The organism is Mesorhizobium sp. M2C.T.Ca.TU.002.02.1.1 (genome assembly GCF_003997225.1).
This window is the reverse complement of sequence record NZ_RZTO01000339.1, coordinates 1-6,106: the sequence shown is the minus strand read 5'-3', so window position 1 is coordinate 6,106 and position 6,106 is coordinate 1. Positions and strand designations below refer to the sequence as shown.

General features: G+C 63.8%; 7 protein-coding genes. 1 reads left to right on the top strand and 6 read right to left on the bottom strand.

Annotation, left to right across the window (positions count from 1 at the left end; genetic code table 11):
• Positions 1–181: 181 nt before the first annotated feature.
• The 3 genes from phnE (EOD07_RS18560) to phnD are packed head-to-tail and all read right to left on the bottom strand — an operon-like array spanning position 182 to position 3,469.
• Positions 182–1,549, bottom strand: a complete 1,368-nt coding sequence (phnE, locus tag EOD07_RS18560) for a phosphonate ABC transporter, permease protein PhnE (RefSeq protein WP_127236505.1) — start codon at positions 1,547–1,549, stop codon at positions 182–184.
• Position 1,550: 1 nt separating this feature from the next.
• Positions 1,551–2,504: a phosphonate ABC transporter, permease protein PhnE gene (phnE, locus tag EOD07_RS18555; protein ID WP_040987470.1), complete on the bottom strand. Its 954-nt coding sequence runs from the start codon at positions 2,502–2,504 to the stop codon at positions 1,551–1,553.
• Between the two features lie 56 nt (positions 2,505–2,560).
• A complete protein-coding gene (phnD, locus tag EOD07_RS18550; protein ID WP_127236504.1) occupies positions 2,561–3,469 on the bottom strand; it encodes a phosphonate ABC transporter substrate-binding protein in 909 nt (302 codons plus the stop codon).
• Between phnD and EOD07_RS37685 the strand changes: the two genes are divergently transcribed.
• Positions 3,426–3,617 (top strand): hypothetical protein, encoded by a 192-nt coding sequence (locus EOD07_RS37685; RefSeq protein ID WP_164772334.1) that lies wholly within the window; start codon positions 3,426–3,428, stop codon positions 3,615–3,617. The two genes, phnD and EOD07_RS37685, sit on opposite strands and share 44 nt — an antisense overlap.
• Here EOD07_RS37685 and phnC read toward each other — a convergent pair.
• From phnC to EOD07_RS18535, 3 genes are all read right to left on the bottom strand, one after another.
• Complete coding sequence (gene phnC / locus EOD07_RS18545) at positions 3,611–4,468, bottom strand: phosphonate ABC transporter ATP-binding protein (protein ID WP_073989771.1); 858 nt, start codon at positions 4,466–4,468, stop codon at positions 3,611–3,613. The two genes, EOD07_RS37685 and phnC, sit on opposite strands and share 7 nt — an antisense overlap.
• Positions 4,469–4,584: 116 nt before the next feature.
• Positions 4,585–5,295 carry a DUF1868 domain-containing protein gene (locus tag EOD07_RS18540; protein WP_127236503.1) on the bottom strand — a complete coding sequence of 237 codons (711 nt, stop codon included), beginning with the start codon at positions 5,293–5,295 and terminating at the stop codon, positions 4,585–4,587.
• Between the two features lie 120 nt (positions 5,296–5,415).
• The gene (locus EOD07_RS18535) at positions 5,416–6,033 is read right to left on the bottom strand and encodes a DapH/DapD/GlmU-related protein (RefSeq protein ID WP_073989773.1); all 618 of its coding nucleotides are present in this window, start codon (positions 6,031–6,033) and stop codon (positions 5,416–5,418) included.
• Positions 6,034–6,106 lie beyond the last annotated feature (73 nt).

The window sequence follows — 6,106 nt, the reverse complement described above, 5'->3', positions numbered from 1 at the left end:
CGTAAGGGCCTCTCCGTTCGTCATCCACGGGCGGAGCGGGAGCGAAGCGGACGCGGAGACCCGAGAATCCATTCCGTGACGTCGACGCTCCGCGACGATGCAGAATTCTGCACCGCTGCATTCTACGAGGCAGGGAACGGAATGGATCCTCGGGTCAAGCCCGAGGATGACGAAGTTAGGGCTACCCCCGCTCGGCCTGCAGCCGGTTGTAGTCATGCAGCGTGCGGCTGAGCCTGCGGCGCAGGACGTTCGAGATGTTGTCGAAGATGAAGACGACGAGCAGCGTCAAAAGCACCATGTAGAAGACGTTTGCCCAGTTCGAGTTGGTGCGCATCGCTTCCCATAGTTTCAACCCGATACCGCCGGCGCCGACGGCGCCGATGATGGTGGCGCCGCGGGTGTTGGATTCCCACTGGTAGAGCGTCTGGCTGATGAAGACCGGCACGACTTCCGGCAGCACGCCGTAGCGCTGCACCAAAATGCCGTTGGCACCGGTCGACAGCACGCCTTCGCGCGGCTTGTCGTCGATATTCTCCAGCGCCTCGGAATAGGTCTTGCCGAGCGTGCCGATCTCGGTGAAGAAGATCGCGGCGCTGCCGGCCAGCGGTCCGGGGCCGAAGGCGCGGGTGAAGAACAGCGCCCAGATCAGCATGTCGACCGAGCGCATGAAATCGAAGAAGCGTTTCAAGACTTGGCTGAGCACGCCGCTGGGCGTGATGTTGCGGGCGGCGAAGAAGGCGAGCGGGAAGGCGACGATGCCGCCGAGCAGTGTGCCCAGGAACGCCATGACGATGGTCTGCAGGAGCTTCGTCCAGACATCGCCATGCTGCCACTGCGCGTTGTTCCAGATGTTGTCGGCGGCCAAGGCGAGGTTCGACGTGCCGGGCTGAAGGTCCGGTCCGGAGACGATCAGCGAAATCACCTCGCCGGCCGGTTTTCCGAAGAAGGCCGAGCGCGTGTCGAAGACGAAGTTGGCCCAGCCGAGGAAGCGCTTGCGCACCTTGACGCGGTCGACGGTGACGCGCACCTCGCCGACAAAGCCCATCTTCGCGACGATTTCGTCGTCATGGACGGTGACCCAGTCGGGCACCGGACCGTTAACCACCGGCTTGCCGCTGGTCAGCGAAATCGGCACGGTTACGCCATTGGCCTTGATCGTCGCCATGGTCTTGTCGAAGGTGACGGATTTGGCGTTGCCGTCGATCTGTACGGTGAAGGTGCCGTCGGGGTTCTTGATCACCCAGTCGGGATTGGGGTTCTCGCCGAGCGCCGAGAAGCGCGGATATTTCGGCGTGATCTCAGGCTGGTCGAGCCGGAATTCCGGCTGTAGATCGTAGCTGATCCATTGCGACAGGAAGAGCGGCAGGCGCTCCCAGTGCGACTCGCGCAGCACCTGCGGCAGGCTGAAGAACCATAAGGCATAGGCGAGATAGAGCACCGTCCCCGCGATCAGCAACAGCGGCCAGAAGCGCTTGTAGGCCGGCCGCTGGAAGATCTGCGGGTGGCGGTCTTCAATAGCCTTGACTTGATCGGCGGTCATCGCAGGCATGTCAGGCGCTCATCAGAAAGGCCTGCTCGCCGACGAGCTTGCGGCGCAGCCAGGCGGAGAACTGGTCGACGAGGAAGATGGTGGTGAAGAGCAGGAGCACCAGCGCCAGCGTCTTGGCGCCGAAGCCGCGTGAGATGGCAAGCTTCAGCTCTTCGCCGATGCCGCCGCCGCCGACCGCGCCCATGATGGTCGAGATGCGTACGTTGATCTCGATCCGAAGCAATGTGTAGGACATGAAGTTGGGCAGCACTTGCGGCAGGTCGGCGAAGCGCACGCGCTCGAACCAGTTGGCGCCGACGGCGCGCAGGCCCTCTTCCGGGCGCATGTCGATGTTCTCGTTGATCTCGTAGAACAGCTTGCCCAAAGCCCCGATCGAATGCAGGCCGATAGCGATGATGGCGGCGACAGGGCCGATCGAGACGATGGCCGCGAACAGGCCGGCAATGACGATCTCGGGGAAGGCGCGCAGCAGTTCCATGAAGCGCTTGACGACGAGCCGCAGGATCGGGCTCGGCGTCAGGTTGCGCGCGGCGATGAAGGAGAAGGGAACAGCGAAGACGAAGCCGATGAAAGTCGAGACCAGCGCCACGTTCACCGTGGTCAGCATCAGCTCGAAATATTCGGGGATGTAGAAGCCGCCCCAGACATAGACGCGGCCGAGCGGGAAGTTGAATTCCTGCGTGCCCTTGTCGTTGGGCGAGGCGATGTCGAACAGCGCCCGCCAGACGTCGTTCCAGTCCTTCGGGACCAGCCAGCTGAGGAAGTCGAGGATATGCGGTAGCCGGTCGAAGAAGTGACCGGCATTGGCTTCGTCGGCGAACCACATGGTCGCGAACATGGCGACAAGCAGCAGGCCGACACCAAGCGCGGTGTAGAAGCGGCGCAGCGAGGTCTGGCGCCGCCAGGCTTCGGCCTGCTGGCGGGTGGCGTCGGAATGAAGGGTCGCTGATGTCATGATCTGGACATGCAAAAAGGGCGGCGTTTCGAACGCCGCCCTTTTTCCCGATGCCTTTAGCCGCCGATGGCGGCTTTGCGGGCTTCGACGATGACGTTGTAGAAGTCAGGCTTCACCGGGACATAGCCGGTGAAATCGCCGCCCTCGACGCCTTCGAAGCAGGCCTTGTCCTTGGCGGGCAGCGCGGTGAAGAAGGCGGTGAGCTTGGCGGTCATGTCGTCGCCCAGCGCGGTGCGGACAACCAGCGGACCGTTGGGGATCAGGCCCGAGCGCCACACTTCGACGAAGTCGTTCGGGTCGACGGCGCCCTTGGCGACTTCCTTGTGGAAGGTGCCCGAGGTGTAGCCGTTCTTGAAGTCGCCGATGCCCGAGGAGTCGTCCACCGCCACGTCGACCTTGCCGTCGCGCACGGCCAGCACGTTGTTCTCGTGGCCGCCGTTGAACTGGGTCGAAGCAAAATAGGTGTCGTTCGCGACGCCGGTGTCCTTCGGAATCTGCGTCAGCGGGATCAGGTAGCCCGAGGTCGAGTCCGGATCGGCATAGCCGAGCTTCTTGCCTTTGGCCGACTTGATGTCGGTGATGCCGGAGGTCTTCAGCGCCAGGCCGATCGAATAGTAGCCGGTCGAGCCGTCGGTCTGCTTGGTGGTGAGGATCGGGGTGACGGCGTTCGGGTCCTTGAGGTAGACGCTGGCATAGCCGGACGCGCCGAGCTCTGCGAAGTCGAGTGTGCCGCCGAGCAGGCCCTGGATGACGCCGTCATAATCGGCGGCCGGGAACAGCGACACCTTCTCGAAGCCGAATTCGGCCTTCAGGTGATCGGCGAGGCACTGGTAGTTGCGCAGGCGGTCGGTCTCGTTCTCGCCGCCGAGGATGCCGACGCGGAATTCCTTGATGTCGGCTGCGTGCGCGGCGCTTGTCGCCATGGCGAGCAGCGAAACCGCCCCAAAAACCATCTTCCTGAACATTTCGATCTCTCTCCTGTTGTTCCGGCTGCGCGCCGGCGGCGTTTTGATTTTTCAAGTCTTGCCGTTGACGCTGGCGGGCGATCCGGGTTGCTCGGCTGAAATCCACGGTTTGCCCAGACCGCTGCGGCCGGGGCGGCGGCGTCAGTAGCCTGGGAAGGCTGGTTCGAGCGGTCCGGCGGATGCGGTGATCTTCGGCTTGACGGTCACGCTGGTCGACGTGATCGCCTCGGAGATCTCGGCGCCGCTGGCATCGGCGCCATAGACGGTGCGCACGGCGTCGCGGTCGAGGTCTTGGGGGGCGCCGTCGAAGACGACCTTGCCGGCGGCCATGCCGATGATGCGGTTGCAATAGGCGCGCGCGGTGTCCAGCGTGTGCAGGTTGGTGACGACGGTGATGCCTTCGCGCAAATTGATGTCGCGCAGCGAGTCCATCACCACCTTGGCGTTGAGCGGGTCGAGCGAGGCGATCGGCTCGTCGGCCAGAAGCACCTTCGGCTGCTGCATCATGGCGCGGGCGATCGCGACACGCTGCTGCTGGCCGCCGGACAGCGTGCCGGCCGGCTGCAGCGCGGTGCGGGCGATGTCTAGGCGCTCGAGCGCGGCCACCGCCTCGGCGCATTCGGTGCGCGTGAACATGCCGAGCAGATTGGAAACCGTGGAGCGATGATTGAGGCGGCCGAGCAGGACGTTGGTCAAGACGTCGAGACGCGGCACAAGGTTGAACTGCTGGAAGATCATGGCGCAGTCGCGCTGCCAGCGGCGCAGCGGCGAGCCCTGCAGGCTGGAGACCTCGGCGCCGTCAAAAAAGATCGACCCCTGGCTGGGATCGATGAGACGGTTGATCATGCGCAGCAATGTCGACTTGCCGGCGCCGGAACGGCCGATGATGCCGACCATCTGACCGCGCGGGATCGAGATGTTGATGTCGCTGACAGCGGTGTTCTTGCCAAATCGTCGGGTTACGCCGCGGATTTCCAGCGTGGCCGATGATGCCGACATACCAAAGCTCCAGTCCGTTGCGGTTTTGCAGGTCTGTTAACCTTCGCTAGCGCAGGCGGATGAAGCTGGGGTGTCGGATTGATGTCAGTTTTGTTACGAGTCACAGGCTTGCGGAGTTAGCCGAGCACGAGCAATTCCTCGAAATGCTTCATGTCCTTGAAACTGCAGAAGGCCGGGGGCCTGAGCTCGATCACCGGAGCCTCGCGGTCGAGGAAGGACAGGCAGTCATCGAACAGGTCCTGCCATGCCGCGGCCCGCCCGTCGGCGAGACGGCGGATCTGGTAGGCGAAGGTGATGTGGAAGACATAGGTGTCGTGGTCCGGATGGCGGTAGCCGAACGGCACTGAAAGGGCGTCGCGCCAGGCCTTCAGGATCTGCCGGTCGTCCTCGGTGGCGCCGGCGACGGTGAGGCCGGTCGGCACGACTTCGACAGTCTTGACCTTGAAGGGGCCGTGGCCTTCGAAGCCTTGCAGACGATCGAGATAGAGGCGGGTCATGTCGTCGATACCGGTGTCGAGCGGCACGTCCGAAGGCCAGTAGGGAAGGCGGCGCCGGTATTCGATGATGCCCTGGAACAGCGTCATATGCAGGCTGGAGATCGGGGTGAAGGCGAGGCGATCGGCATCCGGCATGGCCAGCATGCGCTCGCGCACCTCGACAATGGCAGCTTGCGAAGGCGAGCTTTCGACCAGATGGCAGACGACGGTGTTGCCGGGTTCGAGGAGGAAGTTGCCGGCTGTGTCGTAACGGGTGCCGAGATGGGTGGGCGGCGTCGGATTGGTGCCTTCGAAAAATCCGGCGAGCGAGGGTCTGACGGTGTCGAGCATGGCGATCTCCTTAGGGAAACGCCTCCTGTCCGAGTCATGTGTCAAGGGTGTGAATGGCGAATGGCGAGAAAGGAGGGGCTTGGTTGCCATTCACTATTGACCATTCACCATTCACTGAACTCAGCCGCCGTATTTTTCCAGGAACGCCTCGGCTTCCAGCTCGCGGAAATCGTCGAGCGCGGCGCGAAGCCTTGCGTGGTCCCAATCCCACCATGCAAGCGCCTGGTAGCGTTCGGCGGTGCGGCGGTCGAAACGCTCGCGGATAGGTTTTGCCGGCACGCCGCCGACGATGGTGTACGGCGCGACGTCCTTTGACACCACGGCGCCCGCGCCGACGGCCGCGCCATCGCCGACGGTCACACCGGGCAGGATGGTCGAGCCATGGCCGAGCCAGGTGTCGTGGCCGATGGTGACGCGCCTGGCGCGACGCTCAGCGAAAAACGCGCTTTCATGCTCGGCGTCGTCCCAATAGTCGGACGCGCGGTAGGTGAAGTGATGCAGCGTCGGCCGCCAGGTCGGGTGGTTGGTGGCGTTGAGGCGAACGCTGGCCGCGATGTTGGAGAACTTGCCGACGGTCGCGCACCAGACGGCGCAGTCCTGCATCATGTAGGAATAGTCGCCGAGCTCGCATTCGGCGACGCGGCTGCGCTCGGCGATCTCGGTCCAGCGGCCGAGCGTCGAGTTTTCGACCTGCGCCGTCGGGTGGACCAGCGGCGCCTCCGAAAGTTTCTTGCTCATGCAGCAATCTTCCCTGCGGCGAAGGCGGTGACGTCGATGACACCATCAGCCACCGCGTCGCGCACGTCGAGAT